The following is a 25421-nucleotide window of genomic DNA, read 5'->3' on the forward strand; positions in this document are numbered from 1 at the left end:
CCGACCGCGGCGATCAGCCCGTCCGCACCCGTGCCAACTGCCGTGACTGCGCGACCAGCCGGTCCGCCGTGTCCCAGATCTCGGCGTCCTCCTCCAGGAAACCCCCCGCCAGATTGCGGGTGGTGACGGAGACCCGGAGCGGGCCGGGGGCCGGGCGGCAGCGGACGTGGACGGTCAGTTCGACGGTGGGCACCCAGCCCTGGATGCCCATCTCGAACGCGGTCGGCGGAAGGGCGTCCACCGCCAGCAGGAGGGAGAGGGGGTCGGCGTCGCGGCCGTCGGCCAGGCCGAACCAGGCGCGCATCTCGCCCTTGCCGGAGGGCTGTCCGAGCGCCCAGCCCAGTGTGGCCGGGTCGAGTTTGATCATCAGGCGGTCGGTCATGGCGGAGTCGCCGGGCAGGGGTTCCGGGGCGTCCTCCGGCCCGAAGCACCCCTCGATCGGCGGGAGGGCGGGGGGCCGCGCGGAGGTGCGGATGTCCTCGGGGAGGGCGTCGAGATCGCCGTACGAGGCCAGGACCCGGATGCGTTCGGTCTCGCGGCCCTCGTCGTCGTACTGGAACAGGGACGCCTGGCCGGTGGAGAGGGTGCGGCCGGTGCGGACCACGTCCGTGCGGACCGTCGCCGGGCCGGGGTGCGAGGCGGTGAGGTAGTGCGCGGAGATGGTGAACGGGTCGGGGTGCGGCAGCGCGTCCCGGAGGGCGCGGCCGAGGACGGCCAGCAGATAGCCGCCGTTGACGGCACCGAGGATCGTCCAGCCGGGCGAGAGGTCGATGTCGTAGACGCCCTCGGAGCGGCGGGTCACCGCGGTGTCGCGGTCGAACTCGCTGTCGCCGATGACCGCCTGGGATGCCTGAGCCATGGCGGTACGGTACAGGAATGAGATACTAAGCGGTAGCTTTTAGCGGCCGGTCCCCTGGAGGGTTCACGCCCCCTCCCCCTCCCGTACCGTCGACCGCCGGTTCCACGCCCTCGGGGCCCGCCAGTGGTAGCGCATCGCCAGCAGGCGCAGCACGAAGGCGGTGAGGGCCGCGAGGCCGCTGGTCAGGGGGGTGAGGGCGTCGTAGCGGATGCAGAGCACGACCAGGACGGCGCCGACGATGGCGGGGACGGCGTAGAGGTCGCGGTCCCAGCGGAGCAGGGACGGGACCTCGTTGGCCAGCACGTCCCGCAGTACGCCGCCGCCCACGGCGGTCGCCAGGCCGAGGGCCGCCGCCGCGTGCAGCCCGAGCCCGTACTCGTACGCCTTGATGGTGCCCGTCACGCAGAACAGGCCGAGGCCGGCCGCGTCGAAGACATTCACCCCGGTCTGGATCCGCTCCACCTGGGGGTGGAGGAAGATCACCAGCAGGGCGGCGAGGAGCGGGGTGAGGAAGTAGCCGAGGTCGGTGAAGGCGGCCGGGGGCACCGCGCCGATCACCACGTCCCGGAACAGCCCGCCGCCCAGCGCGGTGACCTCGGCGAGGACGGCGATGCCGAAGACGTCGAAGTTCTTGCGGACCGCCAGCAGGGCGCCGGAGATCGCGAAGACGAAGATGCCGATCAGGTCGAGCGTGTGCTGGACGGAAGGGCTGAAGAACGGTTCGAGCACCCTGACATTCTGACGCAAGACACACCCCCTGCCTTATGAAACAAGGCAGGGGGCGGGTGTCGCATGCGTCTCTTCTACTTGCCGCATGCGTCTCTTCTACTTTTCGCCGGACTCGCCCTCGGGAGAATCCTCGGCCACCGCGTTCGCCACCGCCGCGCTGGTCTCCGCCGACTCCGCCAGCACCTCGTCGGCGACCAGCTCGGCCGCCTCCTTGGCCACCGTCAGCAGCACGGTGTCCTGGGGGGCCTGGTCCTCGAAGTTCTCCGGGTGGTGGCAGGCCACCTGCTGGCCGGGGCGCAGCTCGATCAGCGGCGGCTCCTGGGCCTTGCAGATCTCCGTCGCCTTCCAGCACCGGGTGTGGAAGCGGCAGCCGCTCGGCGGGGAGATCGGCGAGGGGACGTCCCCGCGCAGCAGGATCCGCTCGCTCTTCGCGGACCGGCGGGACGGGTCCGGGATCGGCACCGCCGACATCAGGGCCTTGGTGTACGGGTGCATCGGCGTCTTGTAGAGCAGATCGCGGTCGGCCAGCTCCACGATCTTGCCGAGGTACATCACCGCGATCCGGTCCGAGACATGCCGGACGACGGAGAGGTCGTGGGCGATGATCACATAGGTCAGGCCCAGCTCGCTCTGGAGGTCGTCGAGGAGGTTGACGACCTGGGCCTGGATGGAGACGTCCAGCGCGGAGACCGGCTCGTCCGCCACCACCAGGCGGGGGTTCAGGGCGAGCGCGCGGGCGATGCCGATGCGCTGGCGCTGGCCGCCGGAGAACTCGTGCGGGTAGCGGTTGTAGTGCTCCGGGTTGAGCCCCACCACCGACAGCAGCCGCTGCACCTCCTTCTTGATCCCGCCCTCGGGCGTGACGCCCTGGAGCTTGAAGGGGGCGCCGATGATCGTGCCGATGGTGTGGCGGGGGTTCAGGGAGGAGTACGGGTCCTGGAAGATCATCTGGACATCGCGGCGCAGCGGGCGCATCCCGCTCACCCCGAGATGGGTGATGTCCCGGCCCTCGAACTCCACCGTGCCGGCCGTGGGCTCCAGCAGCCGGGTGATCAGCCGCCCCATGGTCGACTTGCCGCAGCCGGACTCGCCGACCACGCCGAGGGTCTCCCCGGCGCGCACCTCGAAGTCCAGCCCGTCGACCGCGCGGACCGCGCCGACCTGCCGCTTGAGCAGGCCCTTGCGGATCGGGAAGTGCTTCTGGAGCCCGCTCACCCGCAGCAGGACCTCGCCGGGGGCGGGGTCCTTCGTCAGGGTGGCGGTCCCCTCGGCGCTCTGCGCGGGGATGGTCACCTTCGTGCTCCCGGCCTTGCCGTCGTTTCCGTCTTTGGCGTCACTCACAGCTTGGGCGCAATCTCTTCGGTCCAGATCCGCTCGCGCTGCTCCGGGGACATATGGCAGGCGGCCCAGTGCCGGCTGCCGACCTCGGCCAGTTCCGGGCGGACCGTACGGGTCACATTGTCCTTGGGGACATCGGCGTAGGGACAGCGCGGGTTGAAGGCGCAGCCGGACGGGAGGTTGATCAGGGAGGGCGGGGAGCCCTTGACGGGCACCAGCCGTTCCTGCTGGTCGCGGTCGAGGCGGGGCATCGAGCCGAGCAGTCCCCAGGTGTAGGGGTGGCGGGGCTCGTAGAACACCTTCTCGGCCGGGCCGCGCTCCACGCACCGGCCGCCGTACATCACCAGCAGGTCGTCGGCGAGTTCGGCGACCACGCCCAGGTCGTGGGTGATGATGATGACCGCCGAGCCGAACTCCGTCTGGAGATCGCGGATCAGATCCAGGATCTGCGCCTGGACGGTGACGTCCAGGGCGGTGGTCGGCTCGTCCGCGATCAGCAGTTCGGGGTTGTTGACCAGCGACATCGCGATCATCGCGCGCTGGCGCATCCCGCCGGAGAACTCATGCGGATAGTTGTCGACGCGCTTGTCGGGCTGCGGGATGCCGACCCGGTCGAGCATCTCCACGGCCCGCCGCTTGGCGGTCTTCTTGTCGACGTCGTGATGGATCCGGTACGCCTCCACGATCTGCTGGCCGATCGTGTAGTACGGGTGCAGCGCGGACAGCGGGTCCTGGAAGATCATCGCCATCTCCCGGCCCCGCATCCGGCGGACCTGGTCGGCGGGGGCGGACAGCAGCTCGGTGCCGTTGACCCAGATCTCACCGGAGATCCGCGCCTTGCGCTTGCCGTACTGCCCGGCCGTGTGCAGGCCCATGATGCCGAGGCTGGTCACCGACTTGCCGGAGCCGGACTCGCCGACGATGCCGAGGGTCTTGCCCTTCTCCAACTGGAAGCTGAGCCCGTCGACGGACTTGACCAGGCCGTCGTCGGTCGGGAAGTGCACCTTGAGGTCGCGCACCTCCAGGAAGGCGCTCGGCGCCTTGGCGGCCACGGGCTCGCCCACCGCGGCTCCGGTCGTTCCGGTCCCGCCCGCCGCTCCGGTCGCTCCGGTCTTACTCAGGTCGGTCATGCGAGCCTCACTCGGGGATCGATCACGGCGTACAGGACGTCCACCACGAGGTTGGCGATGAGCACCGCGAGCGAGGTGATCAGGGTGACGCCGAGGATGATCGGCAGGTCCTGGTTCTTGATCGCGCCCAGCACGGCCTGGCCGAGGCCGGGCAGGCTGAAGGTGGTCTCGGTCAGGATCGCGCCGCCCATCAGGGCGCCGATGTCCATACCCAGCATGGTCAGGATCGGGGTCATCGTGGAGCGCATGGCGTGCTTGCGGATGACGACCGTCTCGCGCAGGCCCTTGGCGCGGGCCGTGCGGATGTAGTCCTCGCCGAGGATCTCCATCATGGTGGCCCGGGTGATCCGGGCGTACATGGCGGCGTACAGGAACGCCAGGGTGATCCACGGCAGGATCATGCCGCCGAACCAGCCGGTGAAACTCTCCTCGAAGGGCACGTACTGGGCGTCGATCCAGCCCAGTCCGTAGGAGAAGACCGCGAGGCTGAGCAGACCGGTGAAGTAGATCGGCAGGGAGACACCGGCGAGCGCGACGACCATCGCGCCGCGGTCCCACAGGGTGCCCCGCTTGAGCGCCGAGACCACACCGGCGGTGACGCCGATCAGCAGCCACAGCACCGCCGCGCCGACGGCCAGCGCCAGGGTGACCGGGAAGCGGTCGGTGAGGACCGGCCAGATCGCCTGCTCGCTGCGGAAGGAGTAGCCGAAGCAGGGCGCGGAGCAGTGCGTGACATCGCCGCCGGAGGCATAGGTGCGACCGGTGAAGATGCCCTTGAAGAACTCCCAGACCTGGACGTAGATGGGCTCGCTCAGGCCCAGCTTGGTCCGCACGGCCTCGACCGCGGCCGGGTCGGCCTGCTTGCCCACGAAGCTCGTGGCGATGTCCACGCCCGCCCACTTGGGGACGAGGAAGAAGATGCTGAAGACGACGACGATGACGACGACCAGCATCACAACGGCGGCGAACAGCCGCCTGATGAGATAAGTGAGCACAGCGCTCGGCCCGCGGCACGGACCGCGGACCACCCGAGATCATCAGATGGTCCGCGGTCCGGCCACGCCGGCCTTCACCTGCCTTTCGTGCCGTACGGCGGGTGTACCGGTTACTCCGCGGAGGCGGACGACTTCAGGCCGAGGTTGACGAAGTCGTACATCCCGCTGTAGCCGTCGGAGGTGTAGATGTTCGCCAGCCGGTCCGAGCGCCAGTTGATGAACTTCTCGAAGACGAAGGGCAGGTAGTAGCCGCCCTCCATGACCTTGTGGTTGATGTCCTGGGCGATCTGGGTCTTGCCCGCGTCGTCCAGGGTGTTGACGTAGTCGTCGAACAGGCCGTCGATGGCCGGGTCGTCGATCAGCGCGTAGTTGTTGTTGCCGCTCTCCAGGATGTAGCTGCTGTCCCACAGCGGCAGACCGAAGCCCTGCACGGACGGGAAGTCCGGGCCCCAGCCCATGATGATGATGCCGTAGCCCTTCTTCTCCACGTTGGAGGGGCTGCCGATGATGCCGGCGGTCTGGGAGCCGTCGTACTGGTCGATCTCGGCGTCGATGCCGATCTTCTTCAGGGACGCCTGGAGCGACTCGGCGGTGGCCACCTCGACCGGCTTGTTGTTGCGGACCGCGATGGTGGTCTTGAAGCCGTTGGGCTGGCCGCACTCGGCGAGCAGCTTCTTGGCCTCCTCGACATTGCCGCTCTTGTTGTCGGTGGCCAGCTTGTACGGGTCGTACGCCTGGCCCTCGGAGCCCGGCACCGACGGCGGGAGCATGTTCGTGCCGATGTCACCGCCGGCGATGGGGCCGCCGCGCGCGTTCTGGAGCGAGACATGGTCGGCGCCGTAGATGACGGCCTTGCGGCACGCCTCGTTGTCGAACGGCTTGACGCTCTGCGGGAAGACCGCGTAGCGGATGTAGCCGGAGACCGGGTTGTCCAGGTTGGCCTTGTGCTCCTTCAGGGCGGTGGTGCGGCCCTGCGGGGACATGCCGGTCTGGTTGAGGTCCAGGTCGAAGTCGCCGTTGATCAGACGGGCGTCCATGTCATTGGCGTTGGTGAAGAAGTTCACCGTGATCTTGTCCGGGTACGCCTTGCGCACCGGGTCGGACGCCTGGTCCCAGCTCGTGTTGCGGGTCAGCGTCAGCGACTTGCCGGGCTCGTAGGACTCGAACTTGTACGGGCCGGAGGAGAACGGCTTGAGGCCGTACTTGGACTTGGTGTCCATGTCCTGGCGGACCGGGGACGCCGAGGTCAGCGCCAGCATCTCCTCGAAGTCCGAGTTGGCCTTCGGCAGCTTGAAGACGATGGTCTTGTCGTCCGGCGTCTCGATGGCCTTCAGACCGAGCTTGTCGGCGGACTTGTCCTTGTAGGGGCCCGGGTACTCGCCCTCGGGGTCCAGGACGTCCTTGAGGTAGACGGGACCGCCGGCCAGCACGTCCTGCGCCCACTGGCGCTCGATGCCGTACTTCACGTCCTTGGACGTGATCGGCTTGCCGTCCTCCCAGGTGACACCGTCACGCAGGGTGTACGTGTAGGTCTTGCCGTCGTCGCTGACCTCGGCGACCGCGGTGGCGAGGTCCGGGGTGATCTCCGCGCCGGCCTTGCCGGGCTCCGTCTTGTTGGTGACGAGCTGGCGGGAGTAGTAGCGGGAGAAGTTCCACATGAAGCCGTAGTAGCCGCGGGTGGTGTCCCACGAGTCGGCGTCCTGGGCGGCGGCGAACTTCAGCGTGCCGCCCTTCTTGGCCTGCTCGGCCTGGGCGACCTTGTTGTTGGCCGCGTCGAAGCCGGCCGCGCCGTTCTTCGAGCCGCCGCCATCGTTGTCGTCGTTGCCACCGCCGCCGCCGCACGCCGCCGTGGCCAGCAGCGCGGCGACCACCGCGGCAGCGGCCATGGCCTTTTTGCGCCGCCCTGAGGTGCGTTGGGTAGTCACGATCTCGGATCCTCCGGATTTGATGAGAGACCCCGTGAAGATCCACGGGTCGCTTGGGGGTTCGGCCGCTCGGGACGGCGGTGTCAGCGGGAGCCCTTGGGGTCGAGCGCGTCGCGCACGCCGTCGCCGAAGAGGTTGAACGCCAGCACGGTGATGAAGATCGCCACGCCCGGGATCACCATGTACATGGGGTCCGAGTCGTAGTAGTCGATCGCGCTGGAGAGCATCTGTCCCCAGGAGGCCGTGGGCGGTTTGACGCCCACGCCCAGGAAGCTGAGCGCCGCCTCGGTGAGGATGTTGGTGGGGATCATCATCGTCGTGTACACGATGATCGGGGCGACGAGGTTGGGCAGCAGTTCCTTGAACAGGATGTAGAAGCGCCCGGCGCCCAGCGACCGGGCCGCCTCGACGTACTCCCGCTCGCGCAGGGAGAGCGTCTGGCCGCGCACCACACGTCCGATGTAGGGCCAGCCGAAGAAGCCGATGACCAGGATCATCACGAACAGCCGGACCCCGGTGCCGGTGAGGCCCAGCATCTCGTTCGGCATCACGGAGACCAGGGCGATGATGAACAGCAACTGCGGGAAGGCCAGCAGACCGTCCATCACCCGGCTGATGACCGAGTCGACCCAGCCGCCGAAGAAGCCCGCCAGGATGCCCAGCACGGTGCCGAGCACCACCGCGACCAGCGCGGACAGAAAGCCGACCAGCAGCGAGATCTGGGCGCCGTAGACGATCCGGGCGAAGATGTCGCGGCCGTTGACGGGTTCGACGCCGAGCCAGTGGTCGCCGCTGATGCCGCCCAGGGAGCCGGTCGGGGTGCCGAACAGCGGGTCGATCAGGTCCTCGTGGTGGGACTCGGGGTCCTGACCGGCGAGCGAGGTGATCACGGGGGCGAGCACGGCGACCAGGATGAGCAGGAGCACGAGGACACCGCCCGCGAGCGCGAGCCTGTCCCGCTTGAGACGCTCCCAGGCGATCCGGCCCAGGGACCGGCCCTGTACGGCCTTCGCGGCGCCGGGCGCCGTCGCTTCCTCGGCCGCGCTCGGGGCCGCCTCGGCGGTCGGCTCGTGGATTGGTGCCGTCATCTGGCAGGGACCCCTCTCAACCGGCGGTAGCCGGCCCGCACTTGCCGCGGTGGCGGCGTCTTCAGTCCGTCGTACACAGGGGGCACACACCTGGTCCACACCCCTGGAGCGGGAGTCTTCAACGCTTTGGCGATCTGTTGCCAGACTTGACGGTGAATGGATGCGTAACCGTGATGCTGTCCTGGGAGTTCCGTTATCCGGACAGCGGGTGGCGGCGGCAGGACAAGGATGAATCCAGACAAGTCAGCCGAACGCCCTTTAATCCACCCACTTCTACGCGCGGAGAGAGGGATCGGAACCGGGCGGCGGGGCGTGGCTGTCCAGAACGTGGGCAGCGGGGAGGGCGGGGGTGAAACGCGCGGGGGCGCGGGGGAAGGCGAGGGGAGGGTGGGGCGGGGGCGCTTGGTGGGGTTGTCCGGCGGGGACCCGGTGGGACTGGGGGGACTGGCGGGGACTGGCGGGGACTGGGGGGACTTGCGGGGATTGGCGGGGACTGGGGGCGGTGGGTCCCGGGTCGCTGTCCGGTGGCGGCCGGTCGGTGGTGCCGGGGTTGCTGCCGCCCGGGGGGGGGTGATGGGGGTCGGTGGCTGTGGGGCCGCCGTCCCGGGGTGACCGGTCAGTAGCTCCGGGGCGGAGGATAGCCGTAGCCGCCGCCGGGTACCTGGGCCGGGGCGGGAGCGGCGGCCGGGGCGTGTGCCTCCCGGTCGTAGAACGGCCGGGCGTTGGCCCGCATCCACATCGCCACCGGGCAGTACGCGTCGGACATCGCCACCGTGGACACCGGCAGCCCGTCCGGGCAGGCGCCGATCGACTGGTGCATCATCGCCCGCACCGCGTCCACCGCCGTCGGGGAGGTGTCGTACACCTCCAGGCCGATGGCGAGATACGGCGCTCCGAGCGCGGGCTGCACCCAGGCCCGGCGCAGGGAGCGCAGCGCGGGGGTGCGGTGGGCGTTCTGCGCGAGCAGCGCGTAGAACTGGGGGACCTCGACGGTGGGCTCGGTCAGCCGGAGCGGTCCGGCGGGCTGGCGGTCGAGGCCGAGGGCGATCCGGCGCAGATCGAGCCAGGGCACTCCGACGCCGCCGCCCGGGGAGTGCGGGTTGAGCCAGAGGCCGTAGTGGTCGGGGTAGAGGGTGCGGGCCACGTCGAGGGCGTCGACCACCTCGTAGGAGCGGTTCCAGCCGCTGGCCGACAGCTCCTGGGCGGAGGTGACGCAGGGGGCGTACGCGTAGCCCTCGACCTCCATGTTTCCGTACTGGGCGTCCGGGGAGCCGGCCTGGCCGTGCCAGAGCAGCATCCAGATCTGGCCCGCGGTGGGGGTGGCGAGGGCGTGCAGCAGCGCCTCGTAGGTGTCGTACCGACCCGGCGTCACCTGTCGCAGGGTGTGCTCGACCTGGCCGGTTGCGGCGGTGCCGCTCGCGCTCACTGTCTTCCCCGCCCCTTCGTGGGCTGCTTGCAACGCCCTTTTTTCGACCGTGACACTAGCTTACGTGCGACGCCGGATCCGGGGCCCGGCGCGCCCGCCGCGAGCCGGTCACGCGTCCCGCGTGTAGAACGGCCGCACCCGGTCCCGCATCCAGGTCCCCACCGGGTCCTGCGCCACGTCCAACAGGACGAGGTTGACCGGCCACTTGGGCGGGGCGCCGGTCACCGCCCGCTCCAGGGCGGCCAGCGGCAGCGCCCGGATGTCGCCGTCCCACCGGTCGAGTTCGACCCCGACGAACAGCGCCGGTTCGGCGGTCTCGACGGCGGCCAGGCAGCGACGGGCCGTCACCACCACCCCGAGGGCGGCGAACTCGGCGGACGCGGCGGCCAGGAAGTCCACCGGGTCGTCCTGCCAGTCCGGCTCGAACAGCCGCACCCGGCCGCCGCCGGCCGGCCCGTCCAGCGCGGTACGGCCCGCCCGGCACAGCTCGGCCACGGCGGGCGGCGGCAGCGGGATGCCCACGGTGCCGCCCGGGTTGAGCACGATCCCGGCCTGCGGGGGCAGCCCCCGGGCGAACTCGACGGCGGGCGCGATCGTGTACGACATATGCGCGCCGACGACCTGGCGGAACTGCTCCTCGGAGCTGAACACCGGGACGTAGACCTGGCCGTCGATCTCGGTGGTGGGCAGGTCCAGGGGGCCGCTGTCGGGCCCGCCGCCGTTGGGCAGCGGCACCCAGAGGAAGCTGCGGCCCAGCACCTCCACGATCCGCGGACCGGCCGACGGGACCCCGAGGGCGGCGGAGAGCACCTCCTCCAGCTCGTTGCCGGGCCAGCCACCGTGCGGGTGGGGGTGCGCCCCCACCGGGAAGTCCGCGGGAAGATCCGCCGGGAAGTCCATCTTGCTACCGCCTGCCGAGTACCACGTGCCACTGCCACTGCTCTTCGGGCTGGAAAGGCTAGCGCGTGAGGGTCCCTCCGGGGGTAACCGGGCGAGGGGGGCGAGGGCGCGGTGGGGGCGGTGGTGGTGCGGGGCGCGGTGGTCGTGCCCGGGGTGGTGCTGTGGCCGGCTGCCGCGCCCCGGCGCCGCGGCCCGGGTCGGGCCCCCGACCGAACCCCCGGCGTCCGGCGCCCCTCACCCCGGGGAACCCGGTGGTCCCGGTCCCCTACCCCGTGAACCCGATCCGGCGCAGTCGGTCCGCTGCGGCGCGGTCGAGGAGGACCGCCGAGCCGACGCCGGTCGGCAGGCGGTCCTTCTGGATGCGGTGGAGCAGGCGCGCCGCGACCCCCCGGTGGCGGCGGAAGGCGTAGCGGGAGACACCCCGGCCGCGCTCGCGCTGACCCTGGAGGGCCTGCTCGGGGGTGACGTCGAGAAGGAGGATGTGCAGCCGGCCGCCGCGCCGCCGGGCCTCGCGGGCCAGCCAGGCCCGCACCCACGCCTGGGTGCCGCAGTCGTGCACGACGACCCCCTCGCCCGTGCGCAGGGCCCGGTACAGCCCGGTGTAGTGGGCGATCCGGACCAGGGGGCGGTAGACGGTGTACGGGAGGAGGGCCGGGGCGCGCTGGTCCCAGCGGTCGCGGGTGTCCTGGGAGTCGATCCGCGCCGACTTCACCGTGCGCCGCATCAGGGTGGACTTGCCGCTGCCGGGCAGGCCGGTGACCACGACCAGGTCGCGGGGGCCGAAGAGGAGGGCGTGGGGGCTGCGGCCGGCCCGCTCGCGCAGGTCGCGGACGACGGGGGCGGGCAGCGGGGGGCATGCCTCCCGGGCCGGGGCGGGGGGCTGCCCGGGCAGTGCGGCGCCGGTGGTGGTCGCGTACGCCGTGGTCCTGTTCACCGTGATCGTCCTCCCCTGGGGCGGTTCACGAGGTTCCCTCCCCGTCGAGTGTAAAGAGAAGGTAATTCGCGGTGTCTCGTCATTCCGTCAGCGTGGCGCAACAAGCCTGCTACAGAGAGCTGTCGATCTCCGTGCCCACTGAGCATGCCCTGTCAAACCTGCCCATACGTCACCGATGCCCGAGCCGATCACCAAGCCGACGCCTGAGCCGATACCCGGGCCGACGCCCGGAGGGCCTCCCCCTGACGTGCCGGGCCGATGCGTGCAATGATGGCGGCGCCTGTGACAGGCCCTAACTGCATACCGGCCGCTTGAATCCGCGCGGGAGAGTCCCCGGTGATCACCGGGGCGCCGAAGGAGCAAGTCCCTCCCTTGAATCTCTCAGGCCCCGTACCGCGCGGGCGAGGCACATCTGAAAAGCGGGCCGCCGCCGCAGTGGCGCGGTGGCCCCACCCAAGGTGCAAGCCGTGATGATCAATGATCATGGCGAACCTCTCAGGTTCCGATGACAGATGGGGAGGACCGCCTCACCGTCCCCGTGACGGAGAGGACCGTCCCGCCGTCCTGCCGTGCCGTCATGCCTGGGAGACCGACCGATGAGCAGTGCCGCACCCGCACCCCGCCGTACCGCGCTCGATGCCCTGCATCGCTCGCTCGGGGCGACGATGACCGATTTCGCGGGCTGGGACATGCCGCTGCGCTACGGCTCCGAGCGGGACGAGCACGTCGCCGTCCGCACCCGGGCCGGGCTCTTCGACCTCTCCCACATGGGCGAGATCACCGTCACCGGCCCCGGGGCCGCCGCCCTGCTGAACTTCGCCCTGGTCGGCAATATCGCCGCCGTCGGCACCGGCCGCGCCCGCTACACCATGATCTGCCGGGCCGACGGCGGCATCCTGGACGACCTGATCGTGTACCGGCTCGCGGAGACCGAGTACCTGGTGGTCGCCAACGCCTCCAACGCCCAGGTCGTGCTGGACGCCCTCACCGAGCGGGCGGACGGCTTCGACGCCGAGGTCCGCGACGACCGGGACGCCTACGCGCTGCTCGCCGTCCAGGGCCCCGAGTCCCCCGGCATCCTGAAGTCCCTCACCGACGCCGACCTCGACGGCCTGAAGTACTACGCCGGGCTCCCCGGCACGGTCGCGGGCGTCCCCGCGCTGATCGCCCGCACCGGCTACACCGGCGAGGACGGCTTCGAGCTGTTCGCGCAGCCGGAGGACGCGGTCGTGCTGTGGGAGGCGCTGACCGAGGCCGGGGCCGCCGCCGGGCTCGTCCCGTGCGGGCTGTCCTGCCGGGACACCCTGCGCCTGGAGGCGGGCATGCCGCTGTACGGGCACGAGCTGACCGCGGACCTCACGCCCTTCGACGCCGGGCTCGGCCGGGTGGTGAAGTTCGACAAGGACGGCGACTTCGTCGGGCGGGCGGCGCTCGCCGACGCGGCGGAGCGGGCCGAGACCGACCCGCCCCGGGTGCTGGTCGGCCTGGTCGCCGAGGGCCGCCGGGTGCCGCGCGCCGGGTACCCGGTGGTCACGGACGGCCGGGTGATCGGCGAGGTCACCTCCGGCGCCCCCTCCCCCACCCTGGGCCGCCCGATCGCCATGGCGTACGTCGACGCGGCGCACTCCGCGCCGGGCACCGCCGGGGTCGGCGTCGACATCCGCGGCAGCCACGAGCCGTACGAGGTCGTGGCCCTGCCGTTCTACAAGCGCCGGAAGTAGCGCCGAAGCAGCGCTGGACGCTGCGACGGAAACACCGACGGAAACACCGACGGAAACACCGACGGAAACACCGACGGAAACTGCGCCCGCCGCACCCCCGGGTGCCACCGGCACTCCCCCCCGCCCCCGCCCCTCACCAGCCATCCCCGTACAGGAGAATTCAGGCCATGAGCAACCCCCAGGAACTGCGGTACAGCAAGGAACACGAGTGGCTGTCGGCCACCGACGAGAACGGTGTGGCCACGGTCGGCATCACCGAGTTCGCCGCGAACGCGCTCGGCGATGTCGTCTACGCCCAGCTCCCGGAGGCCGGGGCCGCGGTCACCGCCGGGGAGACCTGTGGCGAACTGGAGTCCACGAAGTCCGTCTCCGACCTCTACTCCCCGGTCACCGGCGAGGTCGTGGAGTCCAACCAGGACGTGGTGGACGACCCGGCGCTGGTGAACTCGGCCCCCTTCGAGGGCGGCTGGCTGTTCAAGGTGAGGATCGCCGACGAGCCGGCCGAGCTGCTCTCCGCCGACGAGTACACCGCCTTCTCGGCCGGCTGAGGGGACCCCCACCGATGACTGCCCAGGACTCCCTGAACACCCCCCTGCACGACCTCGACCCCGAGGTCGCCGCCGCCGTCGACGCCGAGCTGCGCCGCCAGCAGTCCACGCTGGAGATGATCGCCTCCGAGAACTTCGCGCCGGTCGCGGTGATGGAGGCGCAGGGCTCGGTGCTGACCAACAAGTACGCCGAGGGCTACCCCGGCCGCCGCTACTACGGCGGCTGCGAGTACGTCGATGTCACCGAGCAGCTCGCCATCGACCGGGTGAAGGAGCTGTTCGGCGCCGAGTACGCCAATGTCCAGCCGCACTCCGGGGCCTCCGCCAACCAGGCCGCGCTGTTCGCCCTCGCCCAGCCCGGGGACACCATCCTCGGCCTGGACCTGGCACACGGCGGGCACCTCACCCACGGCATGCGGCTGAACTTCTCCGGCAAGCAGTTCGAGGTCGTCGCCTACCACGTCGACGCCGCCGGGCTGGTCGACATGGCCGAGGTGGAGCGGCTCGCCAAGGAGCACCGGCCGAAGGTGATCATCGCGGGCTGGTCGGCGTACCCGCGCCGGCTCGACTTCGCCGCGTTCCGGCGGATCGCCGACGAGGTCGGGGCGTACCTCTGGGTCGACATGGCGCACTTCGCGGGGCTGGTCGCGGCGGGGCTGCACGACAACCCGGTGCCGTACGCGGATGTCGTCACCTCCACCACCCACAAGACGCTGGGCGGGCCGCGCGGCGGGATCATCCTGGCCCGGTCGAAGGAGTTCGCGAAGAAGCTGAACTCGGCGGTCTTCCCCGGTTTCCAGGGCGGCCCGCTGGAGCATGTGATCGCGGCCAAGGCGGTCTCCTTCAAGGTCGCCGCGAGCGAGGAGTTCAAGGAGCGCCAGCGGCGTACGGTGGAGGGGGCGCGGCTGCTCGCCGAGCGGCTGACCGCCGAGGACGCCCGCGCGGCCGGGGTGGCCGTGGCGACCGGCGGCACGGATGTGCACCTCGTCCTGGTGGATCTGCGCGCCTCCGAGCTGGACGGACAGCAGGCCGAGGACCGGCTCCACGAGATCGGCATCACGGTCAACCGCAACGCCGTCCCCAACGACCCGCGTCCGCCGATGGTGACCTCGGGGCTGCGGATCGGTACCCCGGCGCTGGCCACCCGCGGCTTCACGGCGGAGGACTTCGCCGAGGTCGCGGATGTCATCGCCGAGGCGCTCAAGGCGCCCGATCCCTTCGGGGAGGCCGACGCGGCGGCGCTGCGGGCCCGGGTCACGGCCCTGGCCGCGAAGCACCCGCTGTACCCGACGCTCACCCCGTAGTTCGTGCAGTTCGTGCAGTTCCTGTAGTTCCTGTAGTTCCTGTAGTTCCCCGGCGGGGGCATCCGAGGATGTGTGCCCCCGCCCGCTCTGGAGGTTGTTCCCGTGGCCATCTCGGTCTTCGACCTGTTCTCGGTCGGTATCGGCCCGTCCAGCTCGCACACGGTCGGCCCGATGCGGGCGGCGGGCCTGTTCGCGCGCCGACTGCGCAACGAGGACCTGCTGCCCGCCGTCGCCTCCGTCCGCTGCGAGCTGTACGGCTCGCTGGGCGCGACCGGCCACGGCCACGGCACCCCGAAGGCGGTGCTGCTCGGTCTGGAGGGCGACTCGCCGCGCACGGTGGACGTGGAGAAGGCGGACGACCGGGTGGAGGAGATCAGGGCGACCGGGCGGCTGAGCCTGCTCGGCGAGCGGGAGATCCCCTTCGCCTTCGACACCGACCTCAAGCTCCACCGCCGCAAGGCCCTCCCCTACCACGCCAACGGCATGACCCTGTGGGCGTACGGGCCGGACGGCACCGAACTCCTCTCCAAGACGTACTACTCGGTCGGCGGCGGGTTCGTGGTCGACGAGGACGCGGTGGGCGCCGACCGGATCAAGCTGGACGACACGGTCCTGAAGCACCCCTTCCGCACCGGTGACGAGCTGCTGCGGCTCACCCGGGAGACGGGTCTGTCGATCTCCGCGCTGATGCTGGAGAACGAGCGGGCCTGGCGCAGCGAGGCGGAGATCCGCGAGGGGCTGCTGGACATCTGGGGGGTGATGCGGGCCTGTGTCACCCGGGGCATGTCCCGTGAGGGCATCCTGCCGGGCGGTCTGAAGGTCCGCCGCCGGGCCGCGACCACCGCGCGCAAGCTCCGCTCCGAGGGCGACCCGCAGGCCCTCGCCATGGAGTGGATCACGCTCTACGCGATGGCCGTGAACGAGGAGAACGCGGCCGGCGGCCGGGTGGTGACCGCCCCGACCAACGGGGCCGCGGGCATCATCCCGGCGGTCCTGCACTACTACCTCAACTTCGTGCCGGGCGCGGACGACGACGGCGTGGTCCGCTTCCTCCTCGCCGCGGGCGCGATCGGCATGCTCTTCAAGGAGAACGCCTCCATCTCCGGCGCCGAGGTCGGCTGCCAGGGCGAGGTCGGCTCGGCCTGCTCGATGGCGGCGGGCGCGCTGGCCGAGGTGCTGGGCGGCTCCCCGGAGCAGGTGGAGAACGCGGCGGAGATCGGCATGGAGCACAATCTCGGCCTGACCTGCGACCCCGTCGGCGGCCTCGTCCAGATCCCGTGCATCGAGCGCAACGGCATGGCCGCGGTGAAGGCGGTCACGGCCGCCCGGATGGCGATGCGCGGCGACGGCAGTCACAAGGTGTCCCTGGACAAGGTCATCAAGACCATGAAGGACACCGGCGCCGATATGTCGGTGAAGTACAAGGAGACGGCGCGCGGTGGGCTCGCGGTGAACATCATCGAGTGCTGACGCGCGCCCCGCGTCAGCGCCGACGATCGTGGGCATGGGCCCTCCAGCAGACCTCGGTACCCCAACTCCCCCTTCCCCCCCACGCACCCTTCCGGGAGTCCCCTTGCTCAACGGCATCGACGTCAGTTCCCACCAGTCGTCGACCTACGACACCGATGGGCTGTCCTTCGTCTTCATCAAGGCGACGGAGGGCCGCAGCTTCACCAATCCGAAGCTCATCGACCAGACCAAGCACGGCCGGGACGCCGGGCTGGTCGTCGGCTTCTATCACTTCCTGTGGCCGGGCAACCTCACCGCCCAGGCCGAGTACTTCGTCGCCCAGGCCCCCGACAAGCCCGGCGACCTCCTCGCCGTCGACTGGGAGACCACCGGCGCGGGCACCTACGCCTCGAACGCGGAGAAGGACAGCTTCCTCAAGAAGGTGAAGGAACTCCGCCCGGACAACCGGGTGGTCCTGTACTGCAACCGCAACTTCTGGCTCACCATCGACACCACCTCCTACGCGGGCGACGGTCTCTGGATCGCCGACTACGTCACGGCGGGCGAGCCCCGGATCACGGCGAAGTGGCGCTTCCATCAGTACACGGACACCCCGCTGGACCAGAACGTCGGGGACTTCGCGTCCATGGCCGCCCTCAAGGAGTGGGCGGGCGGCGCCTGAGGAGAGGGAGGGAGGGAGGAGGCTGTTGGGCCTCTCCCCTCCCTCGCCCGCCTCACTTGTTCAGGTGCGCCCAGAACTCGTCGAACGACAGCAGCTTGTCGCCGTTGAGGTCGCGGCTCGCGATGATCGCCTCGGCCACCGCCTCGGTGACATTCCAGTCGCCCCCCTGCGCGAGAGCGGTCTTGAACTCCGCCGCGGTGATCTGTCCGTCACCGTCGGTGTCGATCCGCTCGAACTCCTTGCGCGCCGCCTCGATGTCCGCCACCGATCCGCCCCTTCATCGTGTCTGTGCAGGTGTACGAGGGTCAGATTATCGGGCCGCCCGATGGCGGACGGCGGCGACCACCCAGGCGAACTCCTCCCGGCGGGCGGCGGCCGGGTCCCCGCCCTTCACCCGGGACACCAGCTCCCGGTAGCGCGCCACCCGCTCGTCGGTCATCGCCTCCAGCCGCTCCTGTACGGCGGTCCAGTCCATGTCCTTGTCGACAGGCGCCAGGTCCCGCAGGAGCCGGGTCGCCTCCGGCGATTCCGGGGCGATGTCCCGCGCCACGGTCGACAGCACGGCCCGGGTGACCTTCAGCGTCCGGATCCGTGCGTCCAGCGCCGCCACATGCGCCGCCGCCACGTCCGCGACCGTGGTCTCCCCGGCCAGCACCTGCCGTACGTGTTCCAGGCCGAGGCCCAGTTCGCGCAGGGTGCCGATCAGTTCGAGGCGGGTCACCGACCCGGCGTCGTAGAGCCGGTAGCCGCCCGGGGAGCGGGTGACCGGGGTGAGGACGCCCTCGTTGGACCAGTAGCGGATGGTGCGCACGGACAGTCCGGTGGCGCGGGCGAGGCTGCCGATGGTGAGAAGTCCGGTGCCGGTGTCGATCATGTGTGTGAGTCTGGGCCTTCCAGCGGGTGGAGACTCAAGGACGGGAGCGGGGCGGATGGCGGGGACGGGGACCGGGACCGGGCTGCGGGAGATTCTGGCGGATGCGGGGCGGGGGGTGTTCCCGGCGCCCGACGGGTCGGCCGTCGTCGTCCCCCAGGACAACCCGCGGGACGCGGGGGTCCTCGCCTTCACCGCGCACTCCGTCGTCTTCACGGACGAGGATCCCGCCTGGGTGCACGGGGCGCTGGCCGCCACCCCGGCCGATCCGCTGGCCGCGGCCATGCACCCCTCCTTCCTGGGCGCCCTGCTGGCCCGCACCGGGCGCCGTACCGACACCGTCGATGTGCTGGCCGTGGCGGGGCCGCTGCCGGGGGCACCCGGCGCCGGGCTCAGGGAGGTCGCGGACCCCTCGCATCCCCGGGTCGTCAGCGCGCTGCGGCGGCGGGACGGGGTGCGGGTGTGGGAGGACGGGGAGGGCGGGGTGCTGGTGCTGGGGCGCGGGGTCGGGGGGCGGCTGGAGGTCGCGGTGGAGGTGGCCGAGGGGGCGCGGCGGCGGGGGACGGGGCGGCGGCTGGTGACCGAGGCGCGGCGGCTGTCCGGGGGTGAGCCGGTGTGGGCGCAGATCGCGGCGGGGAACGCCCGCAGTCTGCGGGCGTTCCTGGCGGCGGGTTACCTTCCGGTGGGGTCGGAGGTGCTGCTCAGAGGGCAGTGAGGGCAGTGAGGAGGGTGAGGGGTCAGCGGTCGGCTGCGCGCATTTCGAACCAGGTGGTCTTGCCTCGGGGCAGCAGGTCCACGCCCCAGCGGTCGGCGAGGCGGTCGACCAGGAACAGGCCCCGGCCGCTGATGTCGAGTTCCTGGACCGGCATCAGACAGGGCAGTCCCCGGGACGGGTCACGGACCTCGACCCGGATCCAGCCCCGGCGCCGGCGCATCCGCAGTCCGAAGATCCGGGCGCCGGTGTGCCGTACGGCGTTGCCGACGAGTTCGGAGACCAGCAGGACGGCGTCCTCGGTGAGCTTGGGGGTGCAGCCCCATTCACGCAGGACCACCACCTGGGCGAGGCGGCGGGCGGTGGCGGCGGACTCGGGGCGGGAGGGGAGGGCGACCTCGGCGACGGTGGGATTGCCGTACAACTCCAGCGCCCTGAGCGCCCGTTCGTCCTCGACCGCGGGCGACCAGCGCGCCGCGGTCGCACGGCCGTGTCCCCGCGGCTGTTCGATGCCGTCCAGCCCCGCCATGGACCCATCATGGCCGTCCGGTGGATCGGGCGTGGCCGTTCCGGGGGAATACGCCCCCCGGAACGAACCATTCCGGTGCATGCGATCGACATATGCCGTCGGCAGTTCGGACTCCGGCAGGGCGCGTCCGACCTGCGGAGAGGGCTCGGAGGATGGCAACAGGCGGTCTCCCTCGACGCGGCAGACTTAAGGCTGGCTTAAGGCTGCCATAAACCGCCCCATCGAGGGACCCGGAATGAGACATCGCGTCAATTGCAAGCCCCGCGGCGCCTTCCGGGCACGGTGCTCAGCGGAACTTCGCCTTGCCGGGGCCGTCCTGGACGAAGCTGCGCATCCCGCGCTCCCGGTCCTCGGTGGCGAACAGCCCGGCGAACCAGGTGCGCTCCACCGCCAGCCCGGTCTCGATGTCCGTCTCCAGCCCGCTGTCCACCGACTCCTTCGCCGCGCGCAGCGCCAGCGCCGGGCCCTTGGCGAGCCGGGCGGCCCAGGCGTGCGCCTGCTCGTAGACCTCGGCGGCGGGGACCACCCGGTCCACCAGGCCGAGGGTGAGGGCCTCGTCGGCGCGGACCTGGCGGCCGGTGAAGATGAGGTCCTTGGCCTTGGCGGGGCCGATCAGCCGGGCCAGGCGCTGGGTGCCGCCCGCGCCCGGGATCAGTCCGAGCAGGATCTCGGGCTGGCCCAGCTTGGCGTTGTCGCCGGCGATCCGGTAGTCCGCGCACAGGGCGAGTTCGCAGCCGCCGCCGAGCGCGTACCCGGTGACGGCGGCCACCACCGGCTTGGGGATCCGGGCGACCGCGGTGAACGACTCCTGGAGGGCGCGGGAGCGCAGGACCATCGCGGTGTGGTCCATGTTCTCCATCTCCTTGATGTCCGCGCCCGCCGCGAACACCTTCTCCCCGCCGTAGATCACCACCGCGCGGACGTCGTCGCGGGCGGTGGCCTCCTCGGCCAGCACCTTGAGCCGGTCCTGGGTGGCGACGTCCAGCGCGTTCATCGGCGGACGGTCGAGCCGGAGCGTGCCGACGCCTTCGGCGACTTCGAGATTCACGGTCATGGCAGCAGGTTAACGGCGCCTAACGGGCCGGGCCCGGTGCGGTCGGTCACACCGGGTCCGGGTCTGGGTCCGGGTCCCGCCGGAGGGCGGCCTACGCCGTCCAGTCCGCCCAGGACATGTTCCAGCCGTTGAGGCCGTTGTCCGGGGCGATGGTGTCGTCGTTGGAGTTCTTCACCACGACCACGTCCCCGAGCATCGAGTTCTCGAAGAACCAGGCGCCCGGCGCCTTCTCGTCCCAGGCGCCCTTCACATCCCGCAGACCGATGCAGCCGTGGCTGACATTGCGGTTGCCGAAGGCGCTGCCGCCCCAGTAGTTGCCGTGGATGAAGGTGCCCGAGTCGCTCAGCCGCATGGCGTGGGGCACGTCCGGGATGTCGTACTCACCGGGGTAGCCGACGGTCGCGCCGTCCATCCGCTTCTCGGCGTGCTTCTCGGTGATGACCATCTGGCCGTTCCAGGTCTCGTAGCCGGGCGCGCCGGTGGTGACCGGGAGGGACCTGAGGACCTTGCCGTCCCGTTTGACCTCCATGGTCAGCTTCTTGGCGTCGACCACGGTGACCTGGGAGCGGCCGATGGTGAAGGCGACGGTCTTGGCCTGCTCGCCGTAGACGCCGGGGCGGCCCTCGACGCCGTCCAGGCCGAGCCGGACGGTGACCTCGGTGCCGGGCTTCCAGTACTCCTCGGGGCGGAAGTCGAGGCGGTCGTTGCCGAACCAGTGGCCCTGGACGTCGACGGCCGGTTCGGTGGTGATCTCGATGGCCTTCTCGACGGCCGCCGGGTCGGTGATGCCCCGGTCGAAGCGGATCGAGAACGGCATCCCGACGCCGACCTTGGAGCCGTCCTCGGGGGTGAAGGTGCCGGTGAAGGTGGCCTTCGGGGTGAGGGTGGTGAAACGGGACTCCTGGGTCGCGCTGCGCCCCTCGGCGTCCTTCGCGACCGCGCGCACCTGGTAGGTGGTGGCGGCGGCCAGATGGCGGGACGGCGTCCAGGAGGCGCCGTCCGCGGCGATCGTCCCGTCGACCTCGGCGCCCTCGGCGTCCGCGACCACGACCTCGGTCAGTTCGCCGCCCGCCGCCGTGATCCTGAGGTCGCCGCTGGTGTCGACCGCCTTGGCGCCGTTCTCGGGGGCGATCGAGACGACCGCCCGGGACTCCTCGCTCCGCGCCGCCGTGGAGTCCTTGCCCGCGCCCTTGCCCTCGTCGGTGCCCGGTCCCGGCTCCGACCCGCCGCCGCAGGCGGTCACGGTCAGCAGCAGCACACCCGCCAGCAGCGCTCCCGCGCGCCCGTGTGTGCGGTGGATGCCCCGTGTCCGGTGGGTGCGCGCCCCGACCGACGCCCCCGATATCGGTCCCGCTGTCAAGTTCCCTCTCCCCTTCCCCCGGTGTCCCCGATGTCCCCGGGCTCCCCGGGGTCCGCCCCGGGGGTCCGCCCCGGGGATTCTCGCCGGGTTCCCCGGACCCCGGGCCCGCGCGTCCCGCGCGCGCTGGCCGCATCGTAACCACATGGTCAGGAGGGCCGGACGGGCGTGAAGGTCACCGTTTCGTCCCAAACCCCGTGGCCGGGGGCCTCACTTCACGGCGCTGCCCGCCGTCCATGCCTTCCAGCCCATGTTCCAGCCCCCGAGGCCGTTGTCGGGAGCCACCGTCCGGTCATTGCTGTGCACGACCTCGATGACATCGCCGACGAGGGTGCGGTCGAAGAACCAGCCGGCCGGGGTGTCCCCCGCGCCGCCCTTCACATCGCGCAGCCCGACGCAGCCGTGACTGACGTTGGTGCGGCCGAACACCGAGTCGTCCGCCCAGTAGTTGCCGTGCAGGAAGGTGCCGGAGTCGGTCAGCCGCAGGGCGTGCGGGACGTCCGGGATGTCGTACTCGCTCTTGCCGTCGGACTTCTTGAAACCGACGCTGGCCCCGTTCATCCGGGTGACCTCGAACATCTCGGCGACCACCATCCGGCCGTTGTAGGTGGTGGACCTGGGGCCGCCCGCGGTGACCGGCACGGTGGCGAGGAGTTCGCCGTCGCGGCGCACCTCCATGGTGTGGGCGGCGGCGTCCACGCGGGAGACCTGGCTGCGGCCGACGGTGAAGGAGACCGTCTTGTGCTGGAGCCCGTACACGCCCGGGGCGCCCTCGACATCGCGCAGGCCGAGTTCGACGGTGACGCGGGTGCCGGGGGTCCAGTAGCGCTCGGGGCGGAAGTCGAGGCGTTCGGCGCCGAACCAGTGCGGGCGGATCTCGACGGGCGGGTCGGCGGTGACCCTGACGGCCCGTTCGACGGCGGCGCGGTGGGTGATCTCCCGGTTGAAGGCGACGGAGACGATCATTCCGGTGCCGACCGTGGAGCGGTGCTCGGGGGCGACATAGCCGATGAAGCGTTCGGCGGGGACCCGGGTGGTGAAGCTGGTGTGACGGGCGGTGCGGCGGCCGGAGCCGTCGACGGCGACCGCGTCGACGGTGTAGCGGGCGGCGAGGGCGAGGCGGGGCTCCTCCGGATGCCAGCCGCGGCCGTCCGGGGTGAGCCGTCCGGGGACCTCGCCGGACTCGGCGTCCTGGGTCCGGACCACCCGGACCGACTCCAGCCGGCCCTCGTTCACCCGGACGGCGAGGGGGGGCGCGGCCGTGATGTCCTCGGCGCGGTCGTCGGGGGTGATGCGGATGATGTCCTGAGGGGCGGGTGGTTTGCCGAGCATCTCGTCGATCGCGGAGCCGTTCGCGGTGCAGCCGGACGCGGTGGCCAGCAGGGCCGCGCAGGTCAGAAGGATGGCCGGAACGACGCTCGCGCGCCGCGCGCGCCCGTGTACGTGCTTCACGAATGTGCACAACGAGCATGCCCGTCCCGGGGAAACGTGAGTGCGAGCCGCCCGCTGGGCAGAATCGGGGGGAAGACGACGTGACGGGACGCCCGGCAAGGGACGCCGGGACCCCGGCCGACCGCGTCGCGCGATGAGCCGCGGGAGGCGCCGACGTGTCCAGCACAGCCGAGCAGAGGACCGTGCCGGAGCAGCAGCCCGCCGGGGTGCGGGAGGTCCGCGAACGGCCCCGGCCGCCGGGGGTGCCGGTGCGGCCGGGCTCCCCGTCGCCGCTGGGGGCCCGGTTCCGGCCGGGGGCGGAGGGGGTGGCGGGCACCAACTTCGCGCTGTGGGCGGGCGGGGCGGAGGCGGTGGAGCTGTGCCTGTTCGACGCGGACGGGCGGGAGACCCGGGCGGCCCTGACGGAGCTGACCCACGAGATCTGGCACGGCTTCGTCCCGGGGGTGATGCCGGGCCAGCGCTACGGCTACCGGGTGCACGGCCGCTGGGACCCCTGGACCGGCGCCCGCTGGAACCCGGCGAAGCTGCTCCTGGACCCGTACGCCCGCGCGGTGGACGGCGACTTCACCCTGCCGCCGGAGGTGTACGGGCATGTCCGGGACTGGCCCGAGGAGGAGGTCGCCGACACCGTCCGCGACGACCGGGACTCGGCGCCGTACGTCCCGAAGGGGGTCGTCGTCCACGATGACGACGACTGGGCGGACGACCGGCGGCCGAAGACGCCCTGGGCGGACTCGGTGATCTACGAACTGCACGTCCGCGGCTTCACCAAGCTCCACCCCGGCATCCCCGAGGAACTGCGCGGGACGTACGCCGGGCTGGCCCATCCGGCGGCGATCGAGCACCTGGTGTCGCTGGGGGTCACGGCGGTGGAGCTGCTGCCGGTGCACCAGTTCGCGCACGAGGACCATCTGCTGCGCCGGGGCCTGACCAACCACTGGGGCTACAACTCCATCGGCTACTTCGCCCCGCACGCCGGGTACGCGGCCACCGGGACCGCCGGGCAGCAGGTCGGGGAGTTCAAGCGGATGGTGCGGGCGCTGCACGCGGCCGGGATCGAGGTGATCCTGGACGTGGTCTACAACCACACCGCCGAGGGCGGCGGACTCGGCCCCACCCTCTCCCTCAAGGGCATCGACAACCGCGGCTACTACCGGCTCCAGGACGACGCCCGCCACTACACCGACTACACCGGCTGCGGCAACACCCTGCACGTGGTGCAGCCCCAGGTGCTGCGGCTGATCACCGACTCGTTGCGCTACTGGGTCACCGAGATGGGCGTCGACGGCTTCCGCTTCGACCTCGCGGCGGCGCTGGCCCGCTCGATGCACGACGTCGACATGCTCTCCCCGTTCCTCGCGGTGATCGCGCAGGACCCGGTGCTGCGCCGGGTGAAGCTGATCGCCGAGCCGTGGGACGTGGGCGCCGGGGGCTACCAGGTGGGCGCGTTCCCGCCGCTGTGGACTGAGTGGAACGACCGCTACCGCAACACCGTGCGCGACTTCTGGCGCCACGCGCTGCCGGACGTACGGGAGATGGGCTACCGGCTGTCCGGGTCCAGCGACCTGTACGCCTGGGGCGGGCGGCGGCCCTACGCCTCCGTCAACTTCGTCACCGCGCACGACGGTTTCACCCTGCGCGACCTGGTCTCCTACGAGCGCAAGCACAACGAGGCCAACGGCGAGGCCAACCGGGACGGCACCGACGACAACCGCTCCTGGAACTGCGGCACCGAGGGCGAGACCGACGACCCGGAGATCCTCACCCTGCGCCGCCGCCAGCTCCGCAACCTCCTCACCACCCTGCTCCTGTCGACCGGCGTGCCGATGCTGGTCGCGGGCGACGAACTGGGCCGCACCCAGGGCGGCAACAACAACGCGTACTGCCAGGACAACGAGACCGGCTGGCTGGACTGGTCCCTGCTGGCCGACCCGGGCTGGCGCGCCCTGTACGGGCTGACCGCGCGGCTGATCGCGCTGCGCCACCGGCATCCGGTGCTGCGCCGCCGGGCGTTCTTCTCCGGGCGGTCCCATTCGGCGGACGGGCTGCGCGACCTCGCCTGGTTCACCGCGCGGGGCACGGAGATGACGGAGGCCGACTGGTACGCCCCCGCCGCCACGCTCGGCATGTATCTCTCCGGGCGGGACATCCCCGGCCGGGACGCCGACGGGGCGCCGATCCTGGACGACAGCTTCCTCGCCGTGCTGCACGCGGGCGCGGACCCGGTGGAGTTCGTCCTGCCGGGGCCGCCGTGGGCGGCGTCGTACGAGGTGGTGGTGGACACGTCGAGGGAGGAGCAGGGGGCCGCCCCCGGGGTGATCCTGCCGGCGGGGGTGGGAGTGGAGGTGCCGGGGCGGGCGGTGCTGCTGCTGCGGGTGGCGGGGTGAGAGGGGTGGGTTTCTAGGGAGAGGGTGCGGG

At 71.4% G+C, this 25421-nt stretch carries 23 protein-coding genes and 1 riboswitch; of the genes, 7 read left to right on the forward strand and 16 right to left on the reverse strand.

All coding sequences use genetic code 11. The features are described 5' to 3' along the window. Positions 1-13: 13 nt before the first annotated feature. From AB0O01_RS24190 to AB0O01_RS24235, 10 genes are all read right to left on the reverse strand, one after another. On the reverse strand, positions 14-859 hold the full coding sequence (locus AB0O01_RS24190) for a thioesterase family protein (RefSeq protein ID WP_365316342.1): 846 nt from the start codon (positions 857-859) through the stop codon (positions 14-16). 63 nt (positions 860-922) lie between these two features. Beyond that, positions 923-1588: a trimeric intracellular cation channel family protein gene (locus AB0O01_RS24195; RefSeq protein WP_365316344.1), complete on the reverse strand. Its 666-nt coding sequence runs from the start codon at positions 1586-1588 to the stop codon at positions 923-925. Between the two features lie 96 nt (positions 1589-1684). After that, complete coding sequence (locus AB0O01_RS24200; protein WP_365316347.1) at positions 1685-2929, reverse strand: dipeptide ABC transporter ATP-binding protein; 1245 nt, start codon at positions 2927-2929, stop codon at positions 1685-1687. Further along, positions 2926-4056: an ABC transporter ATP-binding protein gene (locus tag AB0O01_RS24205; protein WP_365316349.1), complete on the reverse strand. Its 1131-nt coding sequence runs from the start codon at positions 4054-4056 to the stop codon at positions 2926-2928. Before AB0O01_RS24205 ends, AB0O01_RS24200 begins: the two co-directional genes overlap by 4 nt. Then, positions 4053-5051: an ABC transporter permease gene (locus tag AB0O01_RS24210; RefSeq protein WP_365316351.1), complete on the reverse strand. Its 999-nt coding sequence runs from the start codon at positions 5049-5051 to the stop codon at positions 4053-4055. The genes AB0O01_RS24205 and AB0O01_RS24210 overlap by 4 nt, the downstream gene beginning before the upstream one ends. 110 nt (positions 5052-5161) lie before the next feature. Next, positions 5162-6976 carry an ABC transporter substrate-binding protein gene (locus AB0O01_RS24215; RefSeq protein WP_365316353.1) on the reverse strand — a complete coding sequence of 605 codons (1815 nt, stop codon included), beginning with the start codon at positions 6974-6976 and terminating at the stop codon, positions 5162-5164. Positions 6977-7059: 83 nt separating this feature from the next. After that, entirely contained in the window at positions 7060-8064 is a 1005-nt protein-coding gene (locus AB0O01_RS24220) for an ABC transporter permease (RefSeq protein ID WP_365316355.1), read from the reverse strand. A gap of 616 nt (positions 8065-8680) precedes the next feature. Next, the gene (locus AB0O01_RS24225; RefSeq protein WP_365316357.1) at positions 8681-9490 is read right to left on the reverse strand and encodes an enhanced serine sensitivity protein SseB C-terminal domain-containing protein; all 810 of its coding nucleotides are present in this window, start codon (positions 9488-9490) and stop codon (positions 8681-8683) included. A gap of 108 nt (positions 9491-9598) precedes the next feature. Next, positions 9599-10390 carry an enhanced serine sensitivity protein SseB gene (locus AB0O01_RS24230; protein ID WP_365316359.1) on the reverse strand — a complete coding sequence of 264 codons (792 nt, stop codon included), beginning with the start codon at positions 10388-10390 and terminating at the stop codon, positions 9599-9601. Between the two features lie 265 nt (positions 10391-10655). Continuing rightward, entirely contained in the window at positions 10656-11324 is a 669-nt protein-coding gene (locus AB0O01_RS24235) for an AAA family ATPase (protein WP_365316361.1), read from the reverse strand. Positions 11325-11636: 312 nt separating this feature from the next. Beyond that, a riboswitch (glycine riboswitch) is annotated at positions 11637-11730 on the forward strand. Positions 11731-11920: 190 nt separating this feature from the next. Between AB0O01_RS24235 and gcvT the strand changes: the two genes are divergently transcribed. From gcvT to AB0O01_RS24260, 5 genes are all read left to right on the forward strand, one after another. Beyond that, entirely contained in the window at positions 11921-13045 is a 1125-nt protein-coding gene (gene gcvT / locus AB0O01_RS24240) for a glycine cleavage system aminomethyltransferase GcvT (RefSeq protein ID WP_365316362.1), read from the forward strand. A gap of 167 nt (positions 13046-13212) precedes the next feature. Then, entirely contained in the window at positions 13213-13593 is a 381-nt protein-coding gene (gene gcvH, locus AB0O01_RS24245) for a glycine cleavage system protein GcvH (protein WP_365316364.1), read from the forward strand. A 14-nt stretch (positions 13594-13607) separates the two neighbouring features. Beyond that, positions 13608-14897, forward strand: coding sequence for a serine hydroxymethyltransferase (gene glyA / locus AB0O01_RS24250; protein WP_365316365.1), 1290 nt, complete (start codon positions 13608-13610; stop codon positions 14895-14897). A 102-nt stretch (positions 14898-14999) separates the two neighbouring features. Next, positions 15000-16367 (forward strand): L-serine ammonia-lyase, encoded by a 1368-nt coding sequence (locus tag AB0O01_RS24255; protein WP_365316367.1) that lies wholly within the window; start codon positions 15000-15002, stop codon positions 16365-16367. Between the two features lie 103 nt (positions 16368-16470). Next, a complete protein-coding gene (locus AB0O01_RS24260; protein WP_365316369.1) occupies positions 16471-17028 on the forward strand; it encodes a GH25 family lysozyme in 558 nt (185 codons plus the stop codon). Between the two features lie 52 nt (positions 17029-17080). Here AB0O01_RS24260 and AB0O01_RS24265 read toward each other — a convergent pair whose 3' ends face one another. Both AB0O01_RS24265 and AB0O01_RS24270 read right to left on the reverse strand, forming a co-directional pair. After that, positions 17081-17293 (reverse strand): EF-hand domain-containing protein, encoded by a 213-nt coding sequence (locus AB0O01_RS24265; RefSeq protein ID WP_365316372.1) that lies wholly within the window; start codon positions 17291-17293, stop codon positions 17081-17083. A 45-nt stretch (positions 17294-17338) separates the two neighbouring features. Then, on the reverse strand, positions 17339-17902 hold the full coding sequence (locus AB0O01_RS24270; protein ID WP_365316374.1) for a MerR family transcriptional regulator: 564 nt from the start codon (positions 17900-17902) through the stop codon (positions 17339-17341). 55 nt (positions 17903-17957) lie between these two features. Between AB0O01_RS24270 and AB0O01_RS24275 the strand changes: the two genes are divergently transcribed. Further along, on the forward strand, positions 17958-18614 hold the full coding sequence (locus AB0O01_RS24275) for a GNAT family N-acetyltransferase (RefSeq protein ID WP_365316377.1): 657 nt from the start codon (positions 17958-17960) through the stop codon (positions 18612-18614). Positions 18615-18636: 22 nt separating this feature from the next. Here the strand turns inward: AB0O01_RS24275 and AB0O01_RS24280 are convergent, their stop codons facing one another. From AB0O01_RS24280 to AB0O01_RS24295, 4 genes are all read right to left on the reverse strand, one after another. Then, complete coding sequence (locus AB0O01_RS24280) at positions 18637-19140, reverse strand: ATP-binding protein (RefSeq protein ID WP_365316379.1); 504 nt, start codon at positions 19138-19140, stop codon at positions 18637-18639. A 286-nt stretch (positions 19141-19426) separates the two neighbouring features. After that, entirely contained in the window at positions 19427-20194 is a 768-nt protein-coding gene (locus AB0O01_RS24285) for an enoyl-CoA hydratase-related protein (protein ID WP_365316381.1), read from the reverse strand. A gap of 91 nt (positions 20195-20285) precedes the next feature. Then, entirely contained in the window at positions 20286-21494 is a 1209-nt protein-coding gene (locus AB0O01_RS24290; RefSeq protein WP_365316458.1) for an Ig-like domain-containing protein, read from the reverse strand. A 267-nt stretch (positions 21495-21761) separates the two neighbouring features. Continuing rightward, positions 21762-23003, reverse strand: a complete 1242-nt coding sequence (locus AB0O01_RS24295; RefSeq protein ID WP_365316382.1) for an Ig-like domain-containing protein — start codon at positions 23001-23003, stop codon at positions 21762-21764. Between the two features lie 182 nt (positions 23004-23185). On the opposite strand from AB0O01_RS24295, the gene glgX reads away from it, so the two are divergent. Further along, positions 23186-25390: a glycogen debranching protein GlgX gene (glgX, locus tag AB0O01_RS24300; RefSeq protein ID WP_365316460.1), complete on the forward strand. Its 2205-nt coding sequence runs from the start codon at positions 23186-23188 to the stop codon at positions 25388-25390. Positions 25391-25421 lie beyond the last annotated feature (31 nt).

It is taken from the genome of Streptomyces sp. NPDC093252 (assembly GCF_040683675.1).
GTDB lineage: Bacteria > Actinomycetota > Actinomycetes > Streptomycetales > Streptomycetaceae > Streptomyces.

What these genes read in the sequence shown, in the direction of transcription:
- gcvH (WP_365316364.1), top strand. Translation starts at nt 13,213, where the DNA reads ATGAGCAACCCCCAGGAACTGCGGTACAGCAAGGAACACGAGTGGCTG.
- AB0O01_RS24280 (WP_365316379.1), bottom strand. Translation starts at nt 19,140, where the DNA reads ATGGCGGGGCTGGACGGCATCGAACAGCCGCGGGGACACGGCCGTGCG.
- AB0O01_RS24270 (WP_365316374.1), bottom strand. Translation starts at nt 17,902, where the DNA reads ATGATCGACACCGGCACCGGACTTCTCACCATCGGCAGCCTCGCCCGC.
- AB0O01_RS24285 (WP_365316381.1), bottom strand. Translation starts at nt 20,194, where the DNA reads ATGACCGTGAATCTCGAAGTCGCCGAAGGCGTCGGCACGCTCCGGCTC.
- AB0O01_RS24190 (WP_365316342.1), bottom strand. Translation starts at nt 859, where the DNA reads ATGGCTCAGGCATCCCAGGCGGTCATCGGCGACAGCGAGTTCGACCGC.
- AB0O01_RS24220 (WP_365316355.1), bottom strand. Translation starts at nt 8,064, where the DNA reads ATGACGGCACCAATCCACGAGCCGACCGCCGAGGCGGCCCCGAGCGCG.
- glyA (WP_365316365.1), top strand. Translation starts at nt 13,608, where the DNA reads ATGACTGCCCAGGACTCCCTGAACACCCCCCTGCACGACCTCGACCCC.
- gcvT (WP_365316362.1), top strand. Translation starts at nt 11,921, where the DNA reads ATGAGCAGTGCCGCACCCGCACCCCGCCGTACCGCGCTCGATGCCCTG.
- AB0O01_RS24205 (WP_365316349.1), bottom strand. Translation starts at nt 4,056, where the DNA reads ATGACCGACCTGAGTAAGACCGGAGCGACCGGAGCGGCGGGCGGGACC.
- AB0O01_RS24230 (WP_365316359.1), bottom strand. Translation starts at nt 10,390, where the DNA reads ATGGACTTCCCGGCGGATCTTCCCGCGGACTTCCCGGTGGGGGCGCAC.
- AB0O01_RS24275 (WP_365316377.1), top strand. Translation starts at nt 17,958, where the DNA reads ATGGCGGGGACGGGGACCGGGACCGGGCTGCGGGAGATTCTGGCGGAT.